This is a genomic window from Pseudomonas sp. NFACC43 (assembly GCF_900119645.1).
Taxonomy (GTDB): Bacteria; Pseudomonadota; Gammaproteobacteria; order Pseudomonadales; family Pseudomonadaceae; genus Aquipseudomonas.
This window is the reverse complement of the sequence record NZ_FPKK01000001.1, coordinates 232,231-254,626: the sequence shown is the minus strand read 5'-3', so window position 1 is coordinate 254,626 and position 22,396 is coordinate 232,231. Positions and strand designations below refer to the sequence as shown.

Annotated in this window: 19 protein-coding genes, 1 tRNA gene and 4 pseudogenes; 23 read left to right on the top strand and 1 reads right to left on the bottom strand. The window is 58.6% G+C overall.

Features of this window, described 5'->3' with window-relative positions; translation table 11 throughout:
• The first annotated feature begins 147 nt into the window (after positions 1–147).
• Positions 148–1,242 carry a hypothetical protein gene (locus tag BT179_RS01045; RefSeq protein ID WP_256343712.1) on the top strand — a complete coding sequence of 365 codons (1,095 nt, stop codon included), beginning with the start codon at positions 148–150 and terminating at the stop codon, positions 1,240–1,242.
• Here BT179_RS01045 and BT179_RS01040 read toward each other — a convergent pair.
• Entirely contained in the window at positions 1,231–2,301 is a 1,071-nt protein-coding gene (locus BT179_RS01040) for a 3-deoxy-7-phosphoheptulonate synthase (protein ID WP_072430462.1), read from the bottom strand. The two genes, BT179_RS01045 and BT179_RS01040, sit on opposite strands and share 12 nt — an antisense overlap.
• Positions 2,302–2,933: 632 nt before the next feature.
• Here BT179_RS01040 and BT179_RS01035 point away from each other — a divergent pair.
• The 22 genes and pseudogenes from BT179_RS01035 to BT179_RS27130 all read left to right on the top strand — a co-directional run.
• The gene (locus tag BT179_RS01035) at positions 2,934–3,368 is read left to right on the top strand and encodes a GNAT family N-acetyltransferase (RefSeq protein ID WP_072394474.1); all 435 of its coding nucleotides are present in this window, start codon (positions 2,934–2,936) and stop codon (positions 3,366–3,368) included.
• Positions 3,369–3,495: 127 nt separating this feature from the next.
• Positions 3,496–4,137 (top strand): response regulator transcription factor GacA, encoded by a 642-nt coding sequence (uvrY, locus tag BT179_RS01030; protein WP_024781217.1) that lies wholly within the window; start codon positions 3,496–3,498, stop codon positions 4,135–4,137.
• Between the two features lie 2 nt (positions 4,138–4,139).
• Entirely contained in the window at positions 4,140–5,963 is a 1,824-nt protein-coding gene (gene uvrC, locus BT179_RS01025; protein ID WP_072394477.1) for an excinuclease ABC subunit UvrC, read from the top strand.
• Positions 5,964–5,995: 32 nt separating this feature from the next.
• Positions 5,996–6,556, top strand: a complete 561-nt coding sequence (gene pgsA / locus BT179_RS01020; protein WP_072394481.1) for a CDP-diacylglycerol--glycerol-3-phosphate 3-phosphatidyltransferase — start codon at positions 5,996–5,998, stop codon at positions 6,554–6,556.
• A gap of 63 nt (positions 6,557–6,619) precedes the next feature.
• Positions 6,620–6,695 (top strand) — tRNA-Gly (locus BT179_RS01015).
• A gap of 236 nt (positions 6,696–6,931) precedes the next feature.
• The gene (locus BT179_RS27140; RefSeq protein WP_143148673.1) at positions 6,932–7,123 is read left to right on the top strand and encodes an Arm DNA-binding domain-containing protein; all 192 of its coding nucleotides are present in this window, start codon (positions 6,932–6,934) and stop codon (positions 7,121–7,123) included.
• Positions 7,096–7,320: pseudogene (locus BT179_RS27135) on the top strand (integrase); the annotation flags it as partial. The gene BT179_RS27140 and the pseudogene BT179_RS27135, both read left to right, overlap by 28 nt.
• Positions 7,312–7,865: pseudogene (locus BT179_RS01005) on the top strand (substrate binding domain-containing protein); the annotation flags it as partial. The pseudogenes BT179_RS27135 and BT179_RS01005, both read left to right, overlap by 9 nt.
• Before the next feature lie 503 nt (positions 7,866–8,368).
• Positions 8,369–8,746: a c-type cytochrome gene (locus BT179_RS01000; protein ID WP_072394801.1), complete on the top strand. Its 378-nt coding sequence runs from the start codon at positions 8,369–8,371 to the stop codon at positions 8,744–8,746.
• A 96-nt stretch (positions 8,747–8,842) separates the two neighbouring features.
• Entirely contained in the window at positions 8,843–10,021 is a 1,179-nt protein-coding gene (locus BT179_RS00995; protein WP_072430463.1) for a 4-hydroxybenzoate 3-monooxygenase, read from the top strand.
• 56 nt (positions 10,022–10,077) lie between these two features.
• Complete coding sequence (locus tag BT179_RS00990; RefSeq protein ID WP_072430464.1) at positions 10,078–10,791, top strand: glutamine amidotransferase; 714 nt, start codon at positions 10,078–10,080, stop codon at positions 10,789–10,791.
• A gap of 72 nt (positions 10,792–10,863) precedes the next feature.
• A complete protein-coding gene (locus tag BT179_RS00985) occupies positions 10,864–11,466 on the top strand; it encodes a LysE family translocator (RefSeq protein WP_072394494.1) in 603 nt (200 codons plus the stop codon).
• 47 nt (positions 11,467–11,513) lie between these two features.
• Positions 11,514–12,308 carry a glutamate racemase gene (locus BT179_RS00980; protein ID WP_072430465.1) on the top strand — a complete coding sequence of 265 codons (795 nt, stop codon included), beginning with the start codon at positions 11,514–11,516 and terminating at the stop codon, positions 12,306–12,308.
• A gap of 31 nt (positions 12,309–12,339) precedes the next feature.
• Positions 12,340–12,957, top strand: coding sequence for a glutathione S-transferase family protein (locus BT179_RS00975; protein ID WP_053144506.1), 618 nt, complete (start codon positions 12,340–12,342; stop codon positions 12,955–12,957).
• A 104-nt stretch (positions 12,958–13,061) separates the two neighbouring features.
• Positions 13,062–14,510 (top strand): anthranilate synthase component I family protein, encoded by a 1,449-nt coding sequence (locus BT179_RS00970; RefSeq protein ID WP_256343825.1) that lies wholly within the window; start codon positions 13,062–13,064, stop codon positions 14,508–14,510.
• On the top strand, positions 14,491–15,093 hold the full coding sequence (locus BT179_RS00965) for an anthranilate synthase component II (protein WP_072430569.1): 603 nt from the start codon (positions 14,491–14,493) through the stop codon (positions 15,091–15,093). The genes BT179_RS00970 and BT179_RS00965 overlap by 20 nt, the downstream gene beginning before the upstream one ends.
• Before the next feature lie 431 nt (positions 15,094–15,524).
• Positions 15,525–16,778: a cyclic di-GMP phosphodiesterase gene (locus tag BT179_RS00960; RefSeq protein WP_072430466.1), complete on the top strand. Its 1,254-nt coding sequence runs from the start codon at positions 15,525–15,527 to the stop codon at positions 16,776–16,778.
• Positions 16,779–17,595: 817 nt separating this feature from the next.
• A pseudogene (locus BT179_RS26915) lies at positions 17,596–18,198 on the top strand (methyl-accepting chemotaxis protein); the annotation flags it as partial.
• Between the two features lie 10 nt (positions 18,199–18,208).
• Positions 18,209–18,577: a response regulator gene (locus BT179_RS00950; protein WP_072394506.1), complete on the top strand. Its 369-nt coding sequence runs from the start codon at positions 18,209–18,211 to the stop codon at positions 18,575–18,577.
• 31 nt (positions 18,578–18,608) lie between these two features.
• Entirely contained in the window at positions 18,609–18,926 is a 318-nt protein-coding gene (locus BT179_RS00945) for an STAS domain-containing protein (protein ID WP_072430467.1), read from the top strand.
• 16 nt (positions 18,927–18,942) lie between these two features.
• Positions 18,943–21,072 carry a chemotaxis protein CheA gene (locus BT179_RS00940; protein ID WP_072394511.1) on the top strand — a complete coding sequence of 710 codons (2,130 nt, stop codon included), beginning with the start codon at positions 18,943–18,945 and terminating at the stop codon, positions 21,070–21,072.
• Positions 21,073–21,092: 20 nt separating this feature from the next.
• Positions 21,093–22,370: pseudogene (locus BT179_RS27130) on the top strand (methyl-accepting chemotaxis protein); the annotation flags it as partial.
• Positions 22,371–22,396: the final 26 nt, after the last annotated feature.

The following is a 22,396-nucleotide window of genomic DNA, read 5'->3' as shown; positions in this document are numbered from 1 at the left end:
CGGTCGCGAGCAGCTACAGTCTTGGGTGCAAAGGGACCACTTTCCCTGTCGTCTCGTCTGACTGTGCGTCGTGGGCGGTCGCGCTTTAATGGTCCCATCGGGCGCTTTGCAGGAGCAGCGCCTTTATCCACGGACTGGAAGTTGCACATGACCACTGATCTATCTGGCCGGCGAATCCGGCCCAGTGCCCGCAGGACATTGCGGGCCCCCATTCTGGCGTCTGCAAGGGCGGGAGTGATCGACCCTGCCTGGCGCAGGGCCGTCGTGACCATCAAGCCCTATCCGATGATGACGTGCGGCGACGAGGTGCTGCTGCTCTGGCACGGTCTCGATTGCGATGGCGAGCCGTATCGCCACGAAGTCCGCCGCTGCGTCACCGAGCGACAGGTCGATCGGGACATCACGTTTGTCGTGCGTGCCCCTCATATCGCTGAACTGGACAGCGGCTCCCTGGAGATTTCCTATCGGGTCATCGGCAGGAGATTGCCCGCGCCCATGGATTCCGAACCCTTGCAGCTGATGATCGGGGACGCTCCCCTGCAGCTTTTGCCGCCCATCGCCGTGGATGCGGTGGGCGGCAGTCTCGACCCCGGCCGTGTGCCCGAGGGTACGTGCGTGGTCATCCGGCCTTATCCGCGAATGGCGGTCGGGGACCGGTTGATCCTGATGGGCCGTCGGGGAGGCACGGCACTCTGGCGCGATGTGCTGGATATCGAGGCCCATGCCGTTGGTCGAGAGGTGTCGTTCTGGCTGGATGCCTCGCAGTTCGCGCCCCATGCTGGGCATCACCTGGACCTGGCCTATGTCGTCAGGCGTGGGCATTCGGTGCGCCGCGCCGAGGTCCTGTCATTGCATATCGGCGCCCTGGTTCGCCAACCGTTGAGGGCGCCGCGGATCCTGGGCTTGAAGGAGGGTGATGTGGACGTCGATACATTGGACGATGGGGTCACCGTAGTCATCGAGGCGGTCGACTTCGAGGTTGGCGAATGGATCTGGCTGCAATGCGATGGGAACTACAGCCATGTGGAGGAGCGCGAAGTGGTCGCGGCCATGGTTGGTCAACCGGTTGCCTTCCACGTACCCGCCGCCTATTGGCAGGGCCAGCTCGGCCGGTCCGTGCGCATTCGTTATCAGGTCGAGCGGCTGGATGACGTGAGCCAACATTTTCCCGGGGTACTGGTGGATGTCCGTTCCAGCGGCGCCCTCCAGGAGGAGGGCGCCCTCGAGCATTCAGCGGGCTGAAATCAACTGGCGATGGGTTTCGCGCAGCAGTCGCTCGGTAGCGTCCCAGCCCAGGCAGCCGTCGGTCACCGATACGCCGTAGCGCATCGACGGGCCGATGGGTTGGCAGCCTTCGAACAGATGGCTCTCCAGCATCATGCCCATCAGGGCACGGTTGCCTTGCAGCCTCTGCTCCAGCACATCGTTGAACACCTGTGGCTGGCGCAACGGATCCTTGCCGCTGTTGGCATGGCTGCAGTCCACCATGATCCGGGCCGGTATCCGGAGGCGGTCCAGGTCATTGTGGATCTGCGCGACGCTCTGGCGATCGAAGTTGGGGCCACGGTGGCCGCCGCGCAGCACCAGGTGGGTGTCGGGGTTGCCCTGGGTCTGGATGATCGCCGGGTGCCCCTGGCTGTCGACGCCGAAGTGCCGATGAGGATGGGCGGCGGAGCGCATGGCGTCGCAGGCGATGCCAACCCCGCCGTCCGTACCGTTCTTGAAGCCTACTGGCATGCCGAGGCCGCTGGCCATTTCCCGATGGATCTGGGATTCGGTGGTGCGAGCGCCGATGGCGACCCAGCTGAGCAAGTCGTCGAAGTAGCTGGCGGCCATGGGTTGCAACAGTTCCGTGGCGACGGGCAGGCCGAGTCGCAGCACTTCGCGCATCAATTGGCGGGACAGGGTCAGGCCCGCCGCCATGTCATCGCTGCCGTCCAGATGAGGGTCGTACGCCAGGCCTTTCCATCCCACCGTCGTGCGGGGCTTTTCCACGTAGGCGCGCATCACCAGCAGCATGCTGTCGCGTACCTCCTGGGCGAGGTGGGCCAGGTTCGCGGCGTATTCGAGGGCGGATTTCGGATCGTGGATGGAGCATGGGCCGACAATGACCAGCAGCCGGGCATCCTCACCGTTCAGGATCGCGCGGATGGCCTGGCGGTGGTCGTTGACCTGTTGGCTCAACGCGTGGCTGAGGGGCAGTTGGTGCTTGAGCTGCAACGAGCTTGGCAACCGCAGGGTCAGGGCTTCGTTGGCGGGGGTGAGCGTGGACAGCGGCAGAGCGGAGACGGACGAATTCATGATAAGGCTTCCTGGACCAGCAGCGGGCGTGTTCCCGCGCGTCGGTCCTATTGAGGTGTTCGACAATTGGCCGTATTGGCCGGCAATGCAGGCATGCCACCGATAGGTGACCGATCGGAGGCGGCAGGCTGTCCCGAGCGGTGGCTGGTAAATCGCCAGGCGGCAAACGTGTCGTAACGGTAATAAGTGGCGTAGTTCATGGCTGAATCCTCAAGTTGTCGGTGTTGCAAAAATGTTCGGCCCAGAAAAACAAAACCCCCGGTCGGGAGGCCGACCGGGGGTTCATGAACTCTGGAAGGCGACCCGTTTGAAGTGGGCGCCGGAGGGGTATCAGGCGCGCCAGTGGCTAAACCAATACCCAAAATAGAAGTTGACCGGAGCAGGGCTGCCATCTACCCGGGCAGCCGCAACCGAGCGCGGGGCGCTGGCGGTTTGAAGCGGTACGAGGGCGTTGCGCATGGTCTGTCTCCGATGAATGGTCCCGAGCTTACTAGAGGGTAGTGCGCACGTTCAATAAGATAATTCTATCGGGTGCATGGAATCGCTCGGGTTGGGTAGAGTCAGACAGCTTTTTTAACCCGCTCCACGTTACTGTCGATGTGCTTGAATAGGGTTTTGTGAATGAGGTGCCCATGAGTTTCCAGTGGCGTGCGGCTAGCGCCGGGGATATCGGCTTCGCCCGGCAGCTGACCTGCGTGAACATGCTGCCTTACTATCTGCGCCATGACCTCCTTTGGCAGGATGAGGCGTTCGACCTGGCCTGGATCATTCGTCAGAACTGGATCATCTGTCGCGATGAGCAGGCGCTGGGTTTTGTCAGCCTGAGCCGCGACGCCCGGGCGCTGTATATCCGGGAGTTGCAGATAGACAAGGCATTTCGGGGACAGGGCGCCGGTACCTGGGCAATCGGACAGGTTTGGGACATGGTGGGGGTGGAGCGTCGGCCGGCGTTGCGCCTGACGGTTTTCAAGGACAATCCAGCCCGCCGGCTTTATGAGCGCCTGGGTCTGAGCGTCGTGGGCGAAGACGAATGTTTCCTGAGGATGCAGCGAGACGCCGATGCTTGACGCTTCGGCCGCCGGGTCCCTGAAGATCTGTTGTAACTTTTAAATGCCCCATTTGCGCTAGGTCTGCCGAAAGCTTTTTGCTAAGGTGTGAAGCAACCCATATAAGACCAAATCGTGAGGTGTCTGCTTGATTAGGGTGTTAGTGGTCGATGACCATGATCTCGTTCGTACGGGCATTACACGAATGCTGGCTGACATCGACGGTCTGCAGGTGGTCGGCCAGGCCGAATCCGGGGAAGAGTCCCTGATCAAGGCACGTGAATTGAAGCCCGATGTGGTACTGATGGACGTGAAGATGCCAGGCATCGGCGGTCTCGAAGCCACGCGTAAACTGCTGCGCAGCCACCCGGACATCAAGGTCGTCGCGGTGACCGTGTGCGAGGAGGATCCGTTTCCGACCCGCCTGCTGCAGGCAGGGGCGGCCGGTTATCTCACCAAGGGCGCCGGCCTGAACGAGATGGTCCAGGCCATCCGCCTGGTCTTCGCCGGTCAGCGTTACATCAGCCCGCAGATTGCTCAGCAATTGGCCATCAAGTCTTTCCAACCGACGAATGAGTCGCCCTTCGATGCACTGTCGGAGCGGGAGATCCAGATCGCCCTGATGATTGTCGGCTGCCAGAAAGTGCAGATCATCTCCGATAAACTGTGTCTGTCGCCTAAAACCGTCAACACTTACCGTTACCGCATCTTCGAGAAGCTTTCGATCAGCAGCGACGTCGAGCTGACGCTGCTGGCGGTGCGCCACGGCATGGTCGATGCCAGCGCCTGATAATGACCGACCTGTTTGATCCAAGCGCTTTCCTGTCTACCTGCAGTGGCCGCCCAGGCGTGTACCGCATGTTCGACAGCGATGCGCGCCTGCTTTATGTCGGCAAGGCCAAGAATCTCAAGAAGCGCCTGGCCAGCTATTTCCGCAAGACCGGCCTGGCCCCCAAGACCTCCGCGCTGGTGGGGCGCATCGCGCAAATCGAAACCACCATCACTGCCAACGAAACCGAAGCGTTGCTGCTCGAGCAGACGCTGATCAAGGAATGGCGGCCGCCCTACAATATTCTGCTGCGGGACGATAAATCCTATCCCTACGTGTTTCTGTCCGATGGGGCGTTTCCGCGGCTGAGCATTCACCGTGGCGCAAAGAAAGCCAAAGGCCGGTATTTCGGTCCTTACCCCAGCGCCGGGGCGATCCGTGAAAGCCTGAGCCTGTTGCAGAAGACGTTTTTCGTCCGCCAGTGTGAAGACAGCTATTACAAGAACCGTACCCGGCCTTGCCTGCAATACCAGATCAAGCGCTGCAAGGCACCGTGTGTCGGGCTCGTGGAGCCCCAGGTCTATGCCGAGGACGTGCGCCACTCGGTGATGTTCCTGGAGGGGCGCAGCAATGCGCTGACCGATGAGTTGTCGGCGGCGATGGAAGAGGCGGCGATCAACCTGGAATTCGAAAAGGCCGCCGAACTGCGGGACCAGATCGGCCTGCTGCGCCGTGTACAGGACCAGCAGAGCATGGAGGGCGGCAGCGGCGACGTCGATGTGATCGCTGCGTTCATCAACCCGGGCGGCGCGTGCGTCCATCTGATCAGCGTGCGGGGCGGCCGGGTACTGGGCAGCAAGAACTTCTTCCCCCAGGTAGGTATCGAGGAAGACGTGGCCGAGGTCATGTCGGCCTTTCTTGGTCAGTATTACGTCAGCAGTCCGGAACGCGACCTGCCCAGCGAATTGATCGTCAACGTGGTCCATGAGGATTTCCCGGCCCTGGTCGAGGCCATCCATACGCTGCGCGGTCGCGAACTGACCATCAGTCATCGCGTGCGCGGTACTCGCGCGCGCTGGCAGCAACTGGCCGTGACCAACGCCGAGCAGGCCCTGGGGGCGCGCCTGGCCAACCGCCAGCACGTTGCGGCGCGGTTCGATGCCCTGGCCGAGGTGCTCAACCTGGACGAGCCGCCGCAACGGCTGGAGTGCTATGACATCAGCCATTCCAGTGGCGAGGCCACCGTGGCGTCTTGCGTGGTGTTCGGTCCGGAAGGCCCGATCAAGTCCGATTACCGGCGCTACAACATCGAGGGCGTCACACCGGGCGACGACTACGCGGCAATGCACCAGGCGCTGATGCGCCGCTTCGGCAAGCTCAAGGACGGGGAGGGCAAGCTTCCGGACATCCTGCTGGTGGATGGTGGCAAGGGCCAGCTGTCCATGGCCCGCGATGTGCTCAATGAACTCATGGTGCCCGACCTGATCCTGCTGGGCGTGGCCAAGGGCGCTACGCGCAAGGCCGGTTTCGAGACCCTGTACCTGAACGATGCGGCCCACGAGTTCACCCTGAAAGGGGATTCCCCGGCGCTGCACCTGATCCAGCAGATTCGCGACGAGGCCCACCGTTTCGCCATCACCGGTCATCGTGCCCGGCGTGGCAAGACCCGTCGTACCTCGACCCTGGAGGGGGTGGCAGGGGTGGGTCCGACACGGCGGCGCGACCTGTTGAAACATTTCGGTGGATTGCAGGAGCTGTCTCGTGCCAGCATCGAAGAGATAGCCAAAGCACCCGGTATCAGTAAAAAGCTCGCTGAGTCGATTTATGCAAACCTGCATAGCGAGTAGAATGCCCGTCAACCTCGCAGCCAGTTGTGCCGATGAATATCCCAAACCTGCTTACCGTTCTACGCGTCCTGCTCATTCCGATCTTCATATTGCTGTTCTACTTGCCGTACCACTGGAGTTATGTGGCGTCCGCCTCGGTATTCGCCATCGCCGCCGCCACCGACTGGCTGGATGGCTACCTGGCACGCCGGCTTCAGCAGAGCACGCCGTTCGGTGCTTTCCTCGACCCGGTGGCCGACAAGCTGATGGTGGCGGTGGCCCTGGTGCTGCTGGTGCAGGAACACGGCAACCTCTGGCTGACCTTGCCGGCGGCGGTGATCATCGGTCGTGAGATCGTCGTTTCGGCACTTCGGGAGTGGATGGCCGAACTGGGCGCCCGCGCCCAGGTGGCGGTATCGAACCTCGGAAAATGGAAAACCGCCGCCCAGATGCTGGCCCTGGTGATCCTGCTGGCGAACCCGTCCGATTTCAGTTTCTGGGTGTTGCTGGGCTATGCACTGCTGCTGATTTCCGCGGGCTTGACCCTGTGGTCGATGGTCCAGTACCTGCGCGCCGCCTGGCCGCATCTGCGGACCGACGTGGACTCGAAATAAAACTTTTTTGAATCAAAGGGTTGACGGCGTAATCTGAATCTATAGAATGCGCCACACCAAGACGCGGGAATAGCTCAGTTGGTAGAGCACGACCTTGCCAAGGTCGGGGTCGCGAGTTCGAGTCTCGTTTCCCGCTCCAGATATAGCGCTACAGAGTTCCATTGAATTCTGTAAGTGATTGAAATAAGGGCCGAAAGGCCCTTTTTTCGTTCTGGCGGAAACCACTGAAATCCAGCTCCATCCAGTGCTTTTAAGTCCCGATTTAAGTCCCGAATGAGGATCTTGGATTTGGATGGGCACTGAATCGGTTTTTTGCTGGAGCAGCTTTGGATAGCGAGACGAGCATCCGGTCCTGACTCTGTTCAGGAGCTCGCTATGGCCCTCTCGGATACGACCGTTTGGCAAACCCGAATCACTGGCAATGACTACACAATAGGCGACACGGATGGGCTTGCGCTCAACGTGACCGCCCGCGGCGGGAAAATCTGGCGTTTCAGATACTACTGGGTGGGCGTGCAGAAGCGCATGTCTCTAGGTAGCTATGGGTCATACCAGCGGAGGTCGTAAAGCAACTTCAGTTAGCGATGCGAAAGCCAGGTAAGCAGAACCAAAATGTACCGCCTTACATTGTCCCGCTGTCGGTTCAGGCCCTGGAAATAGTGCGTCACTTACTCGACCAGGTTGTCCCAGCGCAACGCTACTTATTTGCGCATCGAAGCGACATGAGCAAGCGCATCAGTGAGAACACTCTGAATCCCGAGCTGTCGATTGACCTACACCTTTCAGACGCTTCGGTAGACCTGATCGCCGAGGGCTTCGATGCGGCACTACGGATTGCCGTAATGCCGGACTCGTCCCTGGTTGCGCGGCATCTGTGCGCGGTCACCCAATACCTGGTTGCCTCACCGGCGTATCTAGCTGCCCACGGCCACCCCAGCCACCCCCGTGAACTGGCGACCCGTACATGCCTGAGTTATGCCTATCGAGCCCGCAGCCAAGTGTGGCGGTTCACCCATAAAGACGGCACCGAAGAAGAGTGGTGCCCAGCGGCCCGTTAAGAGTGACCAACTCCGATGCGTTATTGCCAGTGTTGCTTGAAGGATTGGCCATTGCCGAACTGCCGGAATTCATAGCCAGCGAATACCTGGCCGATGGACGCTTGGTCGTGGTGCTGCCGGAATGGAGCATGGCGCGTGGCGGCCTGTATTTCGTCACCCCCTCGGCCCGCACCCGGCCGGTAAAAATCAAGGCGCTGTCGGACTTTTTTGCCGAGCATTTAAGCGAGCCTGTGTGGCGATGGGGGTTATGAGACAGTGGGTTGGTCTGGAGAGGTACATTCACTAGCGGCGAGCTTTCCAACCGCTGTACTTCGACGTATCGTCCAGGCTTTCGCCTGGTTCAATGACTAACCTTGTCGTTGCATAAGGTTGCGAGAAAAAGGGCGTACCAACATGAAATTGTGGTTTTTGAATCTTGACATGTCTTGTAACAAATGGGAAATTAGCATCCGTGACTAAGGATAGTACTCATTGGAATAAGTAAACCAATTCAAGGGAATGACATGTTTCATATCACGGCCTTTCATTCATCCTCTCCTGCGTGCGCCTTTTTTACAGGGCAATCTCGCGCACTTTCAATTTCTGCTCTGTCCGGGTGCAATCACATTCCGAGTGTGGACCTGCGCGTTTCCAACTGATAACAAACTGAACTGATTAATTGTCCACGGCATGTATTTGTCGTGAGCAACTGTGCGCCGCTCATGACTTTCGAAAAGAGCGGATAGGTTTGTTCGTCTGAATAAAATAAATGCAAATGAAGATATTACCTGTTGTTCTGCTTGGTTTTTTATCTGTTTTTCAGTCGTCGTTATCCTATGCGGATAATGCCAATGGAAAGAATCTTTATACACAGCGATGCGCCGTGTGCCATGGCGCCGATATCAAAGGAACAGGGCCGTTGGCGAAAAAAAGCAATCCGCCGACGCCTGACCTGACCACGTCCGCCTTCAAGAAGCGGCTCAATGATTATCCCGGTGTGATTGTTTCATCGGTCATTCTTCGCCCGAGTGGAAGCCTGATTCCAAAAACCTTGCGAGAAAACAACGTGAAAATTGCTCCGCACGCCTGGAGCATCAACGATCTGCGTGACTTGAATCAGTACATGAGTGAACTCATTACCCGGAAAAGATGAGCAGAAAGAAAGCCTGCGCGCAAACTGGCAGTCATCAAAAAAACTAACAACTGTCACTGAGTCGTCTTAAACCTTATTACACAGAGGGACAAACCCATGCGGACAAAGGTTGCAATCGTAGGAGCAGGCCCGGCCGGATTGATGTTGGGGCAACTTCTTTCTCTTATGAGTATCGACAATGTCATCGTCGAGAGTCGTCCCAAAGAGTATGTAGAAGGCCGTAGTCGCGCAGGTCAGATCACGCCAGCAACGGTGAAGATTCTGACTGAGAGTGGTGTCGGTTCGAGAATTGCGTCTGAAGGCATGGTGCATTCTACGTTGCAGTTTCATTATGAGGGCGCGACACGCGAACTGAATTTTGAAGCACTCACCGGTCGTACCGTCACCATCTACGGCCAACAGGAAATCATCAAGGATCTGATTGCTGCGCGGTTGAAAACAGACTATCCACTATTATTCGACGCTGCCGATGTGCAGATTCATGATGCCGACGCCAATACACCTTCAGTGACGTTCAAACTCAACGGCGTACAACAGGTGCTCGATTGCGACTTCATCGTCGGTTGTGACGGTTTCCACGGTATTTGTCGCCCATATATCGCTGATTCCCTCAAGTTTTTCTCGCACGCTTATCCGTTCGCCTGGCTGGCGGTGCTGGCTGAAATGTCGCCCATTTCCAGGGACGTCATCTTCGCCAGCCACGAGTCCGGGCTCGCGTTGTTCACCATGCGCTCGCCCAGCGTTTCAAGAATCTACCTGCAATGTTCGCCTGACGCACAGGCCGACAATTGGTCTGGCGCGCAAATGTGGGATCTCTTGCAAGCTCGTATCGAAGGCCGACCCGAGAAAGTCAACGGCGGCGCCGTTATCGAGAAGAGCATTGTCCACCTGAGGAGTTTCGTTGCCGAAAAGATGCAGAAAGGCAGACTGTTTCTGGCCGGAGATGCCGCACATATCGTGCCGCCGTCTGCCGCCAAGGGGCTTAATCTCGCGGTGTCCGATGCCAACATTCTTGCTCGCGCTTTCGAGCGGTTTTATGCACACGACAAGGATGACCTGCTGCTGTCCTATTCCGACATTGCCCTGAAGCAGGTGTGGAAGGATGTGCAGTTTTCCCACGCGATGGTCATGTTGTTTCATCGTTTCGACCACAACGCCGATTTTCATCGGCGACTTCAGACGGCCGAACTCGATCGCATTCTCGGACCTGGTCCGGCGGCGCAGAATTTCGCAGAACTGTGGGTCGGCAGTCCTCCTTTCGAAGCGTCGATCTGAATTGGGATCTGAACCGGACAGCCACCAGGCTACCCTTCGCAACATGGAATTGTGCAATGGATCAATCAAGGAAGATCCTGATCATCTTGCATCAGGAACATTCTACGGCGGGCCGCGTCGGCCAGCTGTTGGAGCAACTGGGATTCGAGCTTGACATCCGCAAGCCGCGATTCGGCGAGCCGCTTCCGCAGGACATGCGCGAACACGCCGGGGCGGTGGTTTTCGGCGGTCCCATGAGTGCCAATGACAGCGATGCCTACATCCGCGAAGAGATCGACTGGCTGGCCCATCCCCTGAAAGAAGACAAACCGTTTCTTGGGCTTTGTCTGGGGGCGCAGATGCTGACCCGCCACTTGGGGTCGCGGGTCTACGGCCTGGACAACGGCGGCATCGAAGCCGGTTATTACCCGATCACTCCGCTCGCCGCGGCGCACGAAATCACCGCCGATGCCAGCGCTCCTTTTCCGGATCATGTCTATCAGTGGCATAGCGAAGGCTTCGACTTGCCGACGGGCGCCGTGCAACTGGCGGCGGGGACGACTTTTCCGGTTCAGGCCTACCGCTATGCCGACAACGCCTACGCGCTGCAATTTCACCCGGAAGTCACTTACGAAACGATCGATCGCTGGTCGTCCCTTGGCACCGAACGGCTCAAGGCCCCGGGTTCCAAGCCAGCCCACGAACATACCGCGGGCTGGCATCGGCATGACTCAGCGGTTGAAGCGTGGATCAAGGCGTTTCTGCCGAAGTGGATAGGGATCCCCGTCTGATCCACCGATAAACGGGCATCAAGACCCCGACGAACGCCTTCAGTCAGGGTGATCTCACGGAGAGAGTGCAACATGGATTTTCAGCTTTGGATTTTGTTTTGCGTGGTCTTTCTTTCAGCGGCAATCCTCCCGGGGCCGAATGTCGCGTTCTCCATGGCGCAGGCGTTGGATCACGGTTTCAAGGAGTCATTTCCTGGGGCCATCGGTTTCGGCCTGGCGAGCGGGGGACATGCCCTTATCGTGCTGTCGGGGCTGGGTTTGCTGGTCAGCAAAAACCCCGGAATCCTGTTCTGGCTCAAATGGATCGGTGTGGTCTATTTACTCTATCTGGCGCTGAAGTCGTTGCGCTCGCATACACAAGTTGCCGTGGCCACTTCCAGCAAGCGCACGCCGCTACAAATGTTCACCGGAGCTGTGATCGTTTCATTTACCAATCCCAAGGGCATTCTGACGAACATCATCTTGTTCCCGACCTTCGTCAATAAAGACTTGCCTTATGTCCCGCAGTGCATCGCCTTGATTGCGACCGCCATTGTCATTTCCACATCGGTGTACGCCATGTACATGCTCCTGGCCCGGCACGCAGCGAAGATATTCAAGACAAAGCGCCAGATGAGTGTGGTGACGGGCGTTTTGTACATCGGCGTCGCCACTGCAATTGCCACGACTATTTAAATAAATGTGAGTACCCGGCATTACCCAGCATTCAAGCGAGGTTCGATGTGATTGGCGTATTTGATTTCGGCAGTGGTGGATTGACGGTGATGCGTACTCTTGAGTTTGCATTGCCACACGAACACTTTGTCTATCTGGGAGATCATGGCAACCCGCCTTATGGCAACAACGCATCGGGTGATATTTACGATCTCACCCTGGCCGCTGTTGCCCGGCTTTTCGAATACGGTTGTTCATTGGTCGTGATCGCCTGTAATACCGCCGTGGCCACCAGTCTGCGCAATTTGAAGCAGTCATGGCTGCCAGCGTTTTATCCGGATCGAGAGGTGATTGGAGTCGTCACACCGGTAGCCGAAGAGGCGGCAGATGCCGCTGTCGAGAGTGTGGCGGTTTTTGCCACTCAGCATACGGTGGACTCCAATATTTTTGCCACGGAAATTAACAAACGGAATCCAGCTACAGCGGTGTATCAACAAGTCTGTAACGGTCTCGCCTTGCTGATTGAGCAAGACGCGCCGACAGAGCGGTTGCGGGTCGAAATACGTAAACACGTCGATGCGCTCTTGGTGAGTACCCCGCAAGTTCCACAGATTTGCATATTGGGCTGCACCCATTACGCCCTCGTTGAGCCACTGTGGCGGGCAGAGTTGCCGGGCTCGGTGCGGATTCTGTCCCAGTCCCGTGCGTGCGCTGAAAATCTGACGGAGTATCTGCAAAGCAATCCGCGTTTTTCCAGCGCTAAACCCGGTAGCAACTCGTTCCTTACTACAGGCGATGTTGAAACAGTTTCAGAGCGCGCCTCTTTGTTCTACGGAGCAAGGGTCGAGTTCTCGAAAATCTGACAGGTAAGTTCTAACAACTCAGGAGAAAGATATGAAACTGGTTGGCATGATGGGATCCCCTTATGTTCGGCGCGTGGCCATTTCGATGCGCCTGATGGACTTGAGCCATGAACACAAGCAGATCTCGGTATTTCGCGACACTGAAGAGTTTCGCGCCATCAATCCCGTCATCAAGGCACCGACGTTGATTCTCGATGACGGTGAAATGATCACGGACTCTTCGATGGTGATTGATTATCTGGAGTCGCTGGTCGGCCCGGAACTCAGTTTGCTGCCAAAAGACCCGAAACAGTATCGCAAGGTGCTGTCGCTCATCGGACTAGGCCTGGCCGTGTGTGAGAAAGCGGTGACGCTCGAATATGAATACAACAAGCCGAAGGCGTTTCACTATGAACCCTGGCAAACCCGTATTACCGAACAACTGAGTGCCGCGCTGGAACTTCTGGACCAAGCAGCAGCGAACAAACGCGATGCTCTCTGGCTGGCAACGGAACAGATATCCCAAGCTGACGTGACGGTAGCCGCCGCCTGGCGTTTCACGCAGTTTCGTGTGCCGCATCTGGTCGATGTCGAAAAATATGCCGCGCTCGCTGCGTATTCCGAACAGATCGAGAAACTTCCGGCGTTTGCTGCTACCCCGCTCAAATAAGCGCCGGGTGATGCTCAGGAGACACAGGGATGTTGAGTCTGGAAGATTTTTTTGCGTTCGGTGAAGCCGGGTACACCTATATACCGCTGTGGCAAAGCCTGCCGTTGCCGGTCGGCGTCGAAGCGCTTTCGCTGTACCAGGCGCTAGCCAATTGCGGGCAGGATTATCTGTTCGAAACCGGGCACTGGCACGACGGTGTGTTCGAGCAGGCGTATTCAGTGATCGGCTTGCCGTGCAATGAGCGTATTGAACTGGATGAAGGTGTCGTGCGCCGTTACTGCAACGACCAATTGTCGACGCGGATTGACTGCGAAGATCCACTGGCGGAACTGGCCCGGCTGCAAAAGCACTTTCGCGTACCGGATTGTCCCGGCCTGCCACCGTTCAGCGGTGGGCTGTTCGGCTACTTCGGGTTCGAAACGACCCGGCTGATTGAGCCACGCCTGCGCCGTGTACCCCGCAAGCCTTCCGGTTTTCATCTCCCTGACGTCTTGCAACTGATCAGCACCGATGTAGTGGTGTTCGACCACCGCGAACGGCTGGCCTGGTGCATCGTGCATGAAAGCTCGAAAACGTTGGGCGACTATCAGAGTGGCATGGATCGGCTCAATCGTCTGGTTGCCAATGTGCGGCCCCTGTTGGTAGCACCGGCACCTTGCGCGCATGTGGCCGAGGTGACTGTTCCCGCCGCCGAATCTGCCTTCCCGCAACCTGCGTTCATCGAAGCGGTGGCGCGGATCAAGGACTACATTGCCGCAGGCGATGTAATGCAGGTGGTATTGTCCCAGCGCATGAGCCTGCCTTTCGAGGAGGATGCCGTGGCGCTGTATCGCTCCCTGTCGGATCTGGGGCAAACACCGTACCGGTACTTGTTGAATCTGGGGGATTGCCAGGTGGTTGGCGCTTCTCCGGAAATGCTGTTCCGCCAGCAGGAGCAAACGGTGACGACGCGGCCCATGGCCGGCACTCGGCGGCGAGGCAGCGTGGTGGCCGAGGACAACCGTCTCAGAGAAGAGCTGCTTGCCGATCCCAAGGAGATCGCCGAACACATGATGCTGGTCGATCTGTCGCGAAACGACCTCGGGCGGTTGGCCAATACAGGCAGTGTGCAGGTAAGCCAGTTGCTCAAAGTGGAATACTTCTCCCACGTCATGCACATCGTCTCGACGGTCACCGGCCAGATAGCCGACGACGTCAGTGGTCTGGAACTGTTCAAAAGCATTTTCCCGGCCGGCACGCTCAGCGGCGCATCGAAGGTGCGTGCGCTTGAGATCATCGCCGAACTTGAGCCGCATGCACGCGGGGTATACGGCGGTGCCATCGGTTATCTGGACTGGAACGGTCGCGCCGATCTGGCGATCACCATTCGCACCGGGCTGCTCAAGGATGCGCGACTTTATGTGCAAGCCGGCGCCGGCGTTGTGCAGGATTCAGTCGCCGAACGCGAGTGGCAGGAAACCATCGAGAAAAGCCAGTTGATGCGGGTTGCGGCGGGCCGCTGCCAAACACTGGCCCAACGTCAGGAGGTGGCCTATGCACTTAATGATCGATAACTACGATTCGTTCACCTACAACATCGTGCAGTACCTGGGCATGCTCGGTGCCGATGTCGAGGTGCGGCGCAACGATCAGATCACCCTGGCAGAAATGGAAGCACTGCAACCGCAGTCGCTGATTGTCTCGCCGGGGCCGTGTTCGCCTGCCGAGGCGGGTATTTCGCTGGCCGCCATCAAACACTTTGCGGGCCGCTTGCCGATACTGGGTATCTGCCTGGGCCATCAATGCATCACTGTTGCGTTTGGCGGAGAGGTGCGCAGGGCGCGAGAGGTGCTGCACGGCAAGGTGTCGCGCATCCGTCACGACAGCCGTGACTTGTTCGACGGTTTGCCTGACTGTCTGGAAGTGGCGCGGTATCACTCGCTCGTGGCCGGCGCTTTGCCCGGCGAACTGGTGGCTACGGCCCATGCGCTGGATGAAAACGGCCAGCCTGGCGAAATCATGGCGCTGCGACATCGTGAGCTGCCGATCTATGGTCTGCAGTTTCACCCCGAGTCAGTGATGACGCAGCAAGGGCTGGATATGTTGGGCAATTATCTGCAACTGGTCGAGGGTCGCATCGCCGGGCTGGCGATCTAAGCCGGTTGCCATGGACGGGACTTTGGCTCGTTTTCGTTTTCCCAGCGTTGCAGATTCTGTTCAAGTAACTCATGTGGGAGGGCGCTGGCGTCAAAGCCGACTCAAAACGCGATTAGTGCATCTGTCCGCGTAACGCGGGCAGGTGACAAGTGTAGTGGTCTAATGAAACCTGACTCCGGTCTCTTTTCAGCGCGCAATTTGAAAGGGGCCCTCCCCAGCAGTACTTCGAAACTGTCGTAGGAAAATCCCTACAGGCGCATCCGTGATTCCTAGCCCTAAATAAGATTGCTCCGATTATTTGGTTGGTGGCTCATAGCTATCATTCAAGGGCCAGGGCGGCATCTTGATGCCTATCCAAGCCATATCACGCTTGGTCATCGCATTCGGACAATTCAGGGAGGGCGGTTGCGGACAGAGAGGGGATCTGGATCGTGCTGAAACATATCGGTGTGGCCGATCTTTGCGTAGGAATGTTTGTCCAGGAGCTAACCGGTTCCTGTATGGAGCGTCCGTTCTGGAACAATAGCTTTCTCATCCAGAATGAAGAGGTACTGGAAAAGATCCTTGTTCCGGGCATCGTTGGGGCATGGATCGACCTGTCCAAGGGGGTGGACGTACAGGTTTCTGCGTGCGCTGAAACCAATGCGCAAGCGGGGCAAGGCGGACAGCAGCCCTCATGTGCGTCGGACCGATCTTGCGCACAAGCCGTCTGCCCACGTCCGAGGGCGGCAATGAGCGAAGAGTTGTCAAGGGCGGCCGAACTTTGTTCCAGCTCCAAGGCCGCGGTCATGGAGATGTTCGGCGAGCTACGGATGGGGCGGATCGTTCAGTTGGATCGTGTCACGGACATGGTGGGTGAGATATCCGAGTCCCTGTTACGCCATCCTGACGCACTGCTCAGTCTGGTGCGCCTCAAAACTGCCGACGAATATACCTACATGCATTCCGTAGCCGTCTGCGGGTTGATGATTGGTCTGGCACGCCAGTTGGATCTACCGTCGCTCCTGGTAGAAGAGGCCGGTCTGGCTGGCTTGCTGCATGACGTGGGCAAAATGGCGATACCTGCGGCCATCCTGGCCAAGCCACTTCCTTTGAATGACAACGAACACACGACGATGCGCACCCACCCTGAGGCTGGAGCCAGGATGCTGGGGCAAAGCAGGTACTTCACTGACCGGGTGCTGGACGTTTGTCTGCATCACCATGAGAAAGTGGACGGCAGCGGCTACCCCCATAAATTATGCGGAACCCAGATCAGCCTGTTCGCGCGCATGGCAGCCGTCTGTGATGTGTATGACGCCGTGACGTCTGACCGACCTTATCGAGATCGCTGGTGCCCCGCTGAATCGATTCGGAAAATGGCCGGATGGACAGGGCACTTCGATCAGAAAGTGTTTCACGCCTTCGTCAAATGCATTGGTATCTATCCGGTGGGCGCGTTGGTACGACTCCAAAGCGACAGGTTGGCGGTGGTCATGGAACAGCATCACGAATGTTTGCTCACGCCCATGGTGAAGGTTTTCTTCTCGGCGTCGAGTCGCACACCGCTGCCGCCCGAATGCATTGATCTGGCCTGTGGGCAGGACAGGATAGTCAGCTTCGAGTCGGAGAAAACCTGGGGTTTCAAGAACCTCGAAGCGCTCTGGGGCGCCAAGGTGCAAGGCCGCGAGACGCGCTTTGGCTAACGCGGTACGAACCTGGGTTTCCTTGCCAGCGCTTGTCGCTGGTTTTTTTCTTCCGGAGTGTCCGGGGCGCGTAGGAATTCTCCTACGGCGCAACCGCAATCCTTAGTGGTAAATCAGGATGCTCCGATAGTTTCATTGCTATTACTTGGCCATCATCTCCTCAGGCCAACAGAACCGGGCATCCCAAGGCTGGATGTTCTTGCGCCGGATCCCGCCGGATCCGCACTGAACTGGAGAGATGAAGGTGAAAGGACAGGTAGATTCTTCCCCCCTGATCTTGATGCTGCCTGCGGGTTTGACGGCAGCGCTCGGTTGCGCCGCGATACTGATCAGCGCGGACCTCACCCCTGCAAGCGCAGTCAGTTGCGCTTTTGTCCTGCTGGGCTCGCTGTTCATGGGCATGTGGAACAAGCGCTTAGTGAGTACCCGTTTGCACGCCCAGCAAGGCGATCTGCCAGGTCACCTTCCGCTGGCCGTTTCACCCGATGAAGGATTGGGTGAGGTCTGTGCGCAGGTGCTGCCGATCTGGAGCCACCAGATCGATGCGGCGCGCATCCTCAGCGAGGAGTCGATCCTCAAGCTCAGTCACCGCTTCGCGACGCTGTCGGGGGAGATCAGTGCTTCCGCGTCCCAGGGCGCAGGCCAGAATTCGGGCGCACGTCTGCTGGATATCCTTGAGGTCGGTCAGCGGGACCTGGATTCGATCATGGTTGCCCTGCGTGACGCGCTTTTGCGCAAGGAGTCGGAACTCAAGGAGGTCTTGCTCCTTTCTGACTTCACCTCGCAGTTGCAGGAAATGGCCAAGTTCGTCGGGGATATTGCCCAGCAGACCAATCTGCTGGCGCTCAACGCCGCCATTGAAGCGGCGCGGGCGGGGGATGCCGGACGTGGCTTCGCGGTGGTGGCCGATGAAGTGCGCAAACTGTCGAGTCTATCCGGCGAGACGGGGCAGAAAATCAGTGAAACGGTGAACACCGTCAACGCTGCGATCTCTCGCACCGTCGAGCTTTCCCGGCATCAGGCGCAGCAGGATTCACACACCCTGGCTCACTCCGAGCAACTGGTGTCCCAGGTGATCGAGCACTTTCGGCATAACGCCCAGGCCATTGTCGATACCAGCAGCAGTCTTCAGCAGCAAAGCGAAAACGTTGCGACCGAGATATCGGGGGTACTGGTCGCCCTGCAGTTCCAGGACCGGGTCGGCCAGATGCTTTCTTTGGTCAACAACGATCTTTGCAAACTGCATGCGCATATCGCCGAACGCCAGCAACTGGCCCTTGCCGGCGGAACACCTGCCCCGATCATCGCCGAGAGCTGGCTCGAGCAATTGGCAAGCACCTACACGATGCCTGAACAACACGCGATCCATCACGGAAAGCCTGTGGTGAGCAGCCCTTCATCCGAGATCACTTTTTTCTAGGGAGTTTCCCATGAGCAAAACCATCCTGATTGTCGATGACTCTGCTTCCATTCGCCAAGTGGTGAGCATCACGTTGAAGGGCGCCGGTTACGAGGTCATCGAAGGTGTCGACGGTCGCGACGCCCTGACCAAGCTCGACGGCCGCAAGATCCACCTGATCGTCAGTGACGTGAACATGCCGAACATGGACGGCCTGAGTTTCATCAAGGCCGCCAAACTGCTGCCGGCCTACAAGTTCACGCCAGTGATCATGCTGACCACCGAAACCGCAGAGGCCATGAAACAGCAGGGCCAGGCCGTCGGTGCCAAGGCTTGGATGGTCAAGCCCTTCCAGCCGGCCCAGATGCTGGGTGCCGTCTCCAAACTGATCATGCCTTAGCGCCGCCAGAGTCCCTGGAAAGGAGGTTGTCATGACAAACACCACGGCTTGTCTGCGTCGGATCCTGGTGCTCGAGGGTCCCCTGACCATCTACACCGCCGCTGAACGCAAGGACCTGTTGCTGGAACTGTTTCCCTTGGCCCATGAAGTCGAAATGGATCTTGGGGGTGTGGACGAAATCGATACCGCCGGACTCCAGCTATTGGTGCTGATCAAGCAGTCGTCACTGAGCCACGGCTCCAGCCTGCTGCTGAGCAATCCCAGCACAGCGGTGCTTGATGCACTGGATATGAGCGGGTTGCACAGCTTTTTCGACGAGTCGGCCACGCCTCGTCAGCAGAGAGGTTGAAACCATGAGTTCGCCCATGAATCTGGACGATGTGCTACAGACCTTCATCGCCGAAAGCCAGGAGCTTCTGCTCCTGATGGAAGACGCGCTGCTGCAGATCGAACAGGCCCCGGATGATGCCGACACCATCAACGCGTTGTTTCGCGTCGCACACACCATCAAAGGGTCTGCCGGCCTGTTTGGCTTCACGCCGATCGTGGCCTTTACCCATGTCGCGGAAAGCGTACTGGATCGGGTCCGCGGACATGAGCTGCGGGTGGACGAGTCGCTCAGCGCGTTGTTCCTCGAAGTGCGGGACCACTTGTGCACGCTCATTGAATTGCTTGCCAGCCACGGCGACCTGCAAGGCATGACAGCAGAGCACGAGCGGCAGGGAGCGGCATTGGTCGAGCGTCTCGACCGCTACCTGGAGCACTGTCCGGAACCGGTGCAGTGCCTGGCAACGGTCGAACCGCCGCAATCGGCTTGCGTCGCGCGTTGGCATGTGTCCCTTCGCCTGTGTCCCGACGTTTTGCGCAACGGCATGGATCCGCTGTCATTGCTGCGCTACCTCAACAGCTTCGGGCAAATCAGCGCTGTCGTGTGCATCACCGAGGGCATGCCGGATATCGCGGCAATGGATCCGGAAACCTGTTACCTGGGGTTTGAGCTGGGGTTCGTCAGTGATGCCGACCAGGCCACCATCGAAGGGGCCTTCGACTTCGTTCGCGAGGGCAGCCGGATCTGCGTGTTGCCATGCAACGGCGACCTGGCCGGTTTCCGGGCCTTGATCGGCCGTCTCGATGCTGAGCCCGATGCCATGGTCGAGGCCTTCGTCGCCTGCGGTTCCGTCACCCGTGAAGCCTGGCTGGCCAGTTCGTCTTCTGGCGAGTCGACGGTCGTTGCGGTGGCCCCCGAGGTGCCAGACCAGATGGCGCGCGATGACGCGACCAAGAGCCGGGGGGCAAAAGAGGCCCGTCCGGCCGAAGGTAATCTGATTCGGGTCGACGCCGGCAAACTGGATCAATTGATCAACCTGGTGGGCGAGCTGATCATCGCCGGCGCTGGCGCCAACCTGGGGGCCATCCAGAGCGGCATCGGCGAGTTGATTGAAGCGACCAGCTCGCTCTCGCGCCTTGTCGAGGAGGTGCGCGACTGTGCCCTGACCCTGCGAATGGTGCAGATTGGTGCCACGTTCAACCGCTTCCAGCGGGTGGTGCGCGATGTCTCCAAGGAGCTGGGCAAGGACATCGCCTTGCACGTCTTTGGCGCCGAGACCGAGCTGGACAAGACGGTGGTCGAGCGCATCGGCGATCCCCTGACCCATCTGGTGCGCAACGCCATGGACCATGGAATCGAAGCCTCCCATGTGCGTCGTGAACGTGGCAAGCCAGAGCAGGGTACGGTTCGCCTCAACGCCTATCACGAGGCCAACAGCATCGTCATTGAAGTCAGTGACGACGGTGGCGGCCTGAACAAGCAACGCATCCTGGCCAAGGCGATGGAGCGCGGCCTGGTTGCCGAAGGGCAACAGCTGGCCGACGGCGACATTCTCAATCTGATTTTCGAGCCAGGCTTTTCCACCGCCGATCAGGTCAGCAACCTGTCCGGGCGCGGCGTGGGGATGGATGTCGTCAAACGGAACATCGTCGCGCTGCGCGGCTCGGTCAATCTGGAAAGCGAAGAGGGCGTGGGCACCACGGTGCGTATCCGCCTGCCGCTGACCCTGGCCATCATCGATGGTTTTCTGATCGGAGTCGGCAACGCTTCTTACGTCGTGCCCCTGGACCTGGTCGAGGAGTGCATCGAGCTGTCGACCGATGACGGCGACAACCAGGAATTCCTCGACCTGCGAGGTGCGGTGCTTCCGGTGCTGCGTCTGCGCGAGATGTTCGCCATCGATGAGCCCAACCATGGCCGTGAAAACATCGTGGTGGTGCATTACGCGGGGATGCGGGTAGGCCTGGTCGTCGATCAATTGCTGGGGGAGTTCCAGACGGTGATCAAGCCGCTGGGCAAGATTTTCGGTACAGCTCACGGACTGGGCGGCTTCACCATCCTGGGGAACGGAGCGGTAGCGTTGATCCTGGATATTCCCAAACTACTCGGGCAAGTCGCCAGCCAGCAGAAGCACGGTACGACCCTCAGCCCTGAATTGACTCAATAGTGTTCCCTGGAGTACAGCTCATGACCGTTAAAAAGAATATCTCGCTGCTGGTCGCCTCAGCTCTGTTGGGCATCCTGATCCTCGTCAGTCTCAGTCTCTATCTGATGGGTGGGGTCAGGAGCACCGCCAGCTATGCACAAGTCAACACTGTGCCCAGCCTGCAGTTGCTGGATCATGTGGCCCTGGCCCTGGCGCAGAGCCACAGTCGCCAATGGCAGAGCCTGTCCGGACCTGTCGGCGGTTCCCAGCAAAGTGACAGGGAGTCGGTACTCCAGGCACTCGATCGGTACCAGAAAGAGTTCGTCTCCGACGATCGTGACGCCACGCTGCTCAGCGCCTTGCGCAGCACAGTCAACGAATACAACCGGGGGGCGGAACGTTTCGACAATGCCCTCAGGAGCGCGGCCCCTGAAGCCCGTAGTCTGCTGCTCGACCTGGACGTGACACGTGAAAAGGTGACTTCGGCCCTGGGCGATATCCGCCAGCACAACCTGGACCTGGGGGAAAAAAATGCAGCGATTGCGGCATCGACCGAACAGACGGCGATCTACAGCATTGCCTTGGTCGGTGGTGCTACCTTGCTGGCCATCGGCTTGATCGGCTTCTTCCTGGTGCGCCGGCTGCTTCACACATTGGGTGGCGAGCCCGACGATGTACGCCGGCTGGCGGAGCGGTTCGTGGCCGGGCAGCTGGATGTGCAAGGCAGTGGCAACGGCCTTGAGCGTACCGGACTGATGGGGTCCATGGACCGCCTGAGCGGGACCTTGAACCAGTTGATCAGCGATATGAACAGCATGTCCGCGGAGCACGACAAAGGCGACATCGACGTGCAGATCGATGCGGCACGCTTCGCTGGCAGCTATGGGCTGATGGCCCAAGGCATCAACGATATGGTCGCCGGGCATATCAACGTCAAGAAGCAAGCCATGGCCTGCATCAAATCGATCAGCGAGGGCGATCTGCAGGCGCCCCTGCAAGCCTTCCCCGGCAAGAAGGCGTTCATTAACGTCACCGTCGAACATCTGCGCAGCACCATCATGGCGTTGATCGAAGAGATGCGTCACATGTCGGACGAGCATGAGAAAGGCGACATCGATGTGCACATCGACGTACAGCGATTCCAAGGCTCCTACCGTCAGATCGCCCAAGGCATCAACGACATGGTCGATGGCCATATCAGCGTGAAAAAACAGGCCATGGCTTGCATACGCTCTTTCGGCGAAGGCGACCTGTCGGCGCCCCTGGCCCAGTTCCCCGGCAAAAAAGCCTTTATCAACGACAATATCGAGCAACTGCGCAGCAACATCCAGGCGCTGATAGAAGA